This is a genomic window from Vibrio sp. YT-15, assembly GCF_033337445.1.
In the GTDB taxonomy this organism is placed as follows: domain Bacteria; phylum Pseudomonadota; class Gammaproteobacteria; order Enterobacterales; family Vibrionaceae; genus Vibrio; species Vibrio alginolyticus.
The window spans coordinates 1-1,288 of record NZ_JAWOQR010000092.1 but is presented as its reverse complement, the minus strand read 5'-3'; the positions used below and the strand labels follow the sequence as shown (position 1 = coordinate 1,288).

Sequence of the window (1,288 nt, the reverse complement as noted above, 5' to 3'; positions counted from 1 at the left end):
TCGAGCGAGTGAAAGAGAAGAAACAAGCCGCGAAAGTGGTGACACCAGTGTCGATGGCGGCTCCTGCACTGTTTGATTTGGCCGATAAAAAAGCGCTTAAGAAAGCGAAAAAGGCACTGAAAAAACACTACAAACAGCAGAAAAAGCTGCTAAAAGTGGCAAAAAAGCAGCAGAAGTTGCTCAAGCGTCAACGCAAACTGGAAGCCCGCAATGCGAAGTTGGAAGTGTTGTTACCAACGCCGCCTAATGCGTTGATGGGCGCAAGCTCGCAAGCCAAAGTGCATTAATTGAATTAAAAAAAACGCTCTCCAACTGGAGAGCGTTTTTTATTGCTGGAATATGTGTCGAGAAAGGCACGTTATTTATTGGCGTAGCTCATTTCAACGCGTTTTTTCACCCACGTTTCGTTAATCCACAGCGATAGCATGATGATCGCGCCGCCAATCGCGAGGCGCACGATGTCGACGTCTCGGTTCCAAATTACGATGTTCACAATCAGGCCTGCTGGCACTAACGCGTTGTTCATTACCGCTAACGCGCCGGCATTCACTAAGGTTGCCCCTTTGTTCCACGCAAAGTAACCAAAGCCTGATGCAATCAAACCAAGGTAGGTCAAAATGCCCCATTGGGTTGCGGTGGTTGGCAGTTTGTCGAGGTTGCCCATGAGCGCGAAAGCCACGGTTGCTACACAAAGCGCACCCAAGTAGAAGTAACCAAACACGGTGTGCTGTGGTAAATCGACGGGCTCACTTTCCATGATGTATTTGTAGCCCACCTGACCGATGGCAAAGCAGAGGTTTGCTCCTTGCACGACCAAAAAGCCCATTAGGAAGTTTTCATTAATGCCAGCGAATTTGATCCATGCGGCACCCGCGACTGCGATCAGCGCAGTGACTAAATACCAAGGCGAAAAACGACCTTTCAGGAAGTCATAAATCAGCGTCACATAAATCGGTGTGAATACAGTGAACAGCAACACTTCTGGAACAGAAAGGAGTAAGAAAGACTGGTAGTAGAAGCAGTACATCAAACCGAGCTGAAAGCCGCCGACGATCATCAGTTTCGCGATCAGAGATTTGCTTACGCCGCGGAATTTAAGGAAAGGAATGAATACAACGCTGGCCAGTGCCACACGCATGAACACGGAGAACCAAGAATCAACCTGACCAGCAAGGTAAACGCCGATCAGGCTGAATGAAAATGCCCAAAGCAGGGTAACTGCGGATAGATAAGCCATGGATGAGAATCTTTATCAACAACAAATGTGCCCGCAGTCTAACCAAGTTTT

Annotated in this window: 1 protein-coding gene and 1 pseudogene; one reads left to right on the top strand and one right to left on the bottom strand. The window is 48.1% G+C overall.

The window, feature by feature from the left end; translation table 11 throughout:
* Positions 1-287, top strand: a pseudogene (locus R7D93_RS25490) (hypothetical protein); the annotation flags it as partial.
* Positions 288-358: 71 nt separating this feature from the next.
* On the opposite strand, the gene R7D93_RS25485 reads toward R7D93_RS25490, so the two are convergent.
* Positions 359-1,237, bottom strand: coding sequence for a carboxylate/amino acid/amine transporter (locus R7D93_RS25485; protein ID WP_005467602.1), 879 nt, complete (start codon positions 1,235-1,237; stop codon positions 359-361).
* Positions 1,238-1,288 lie beyond the last annotated feature (51 nt).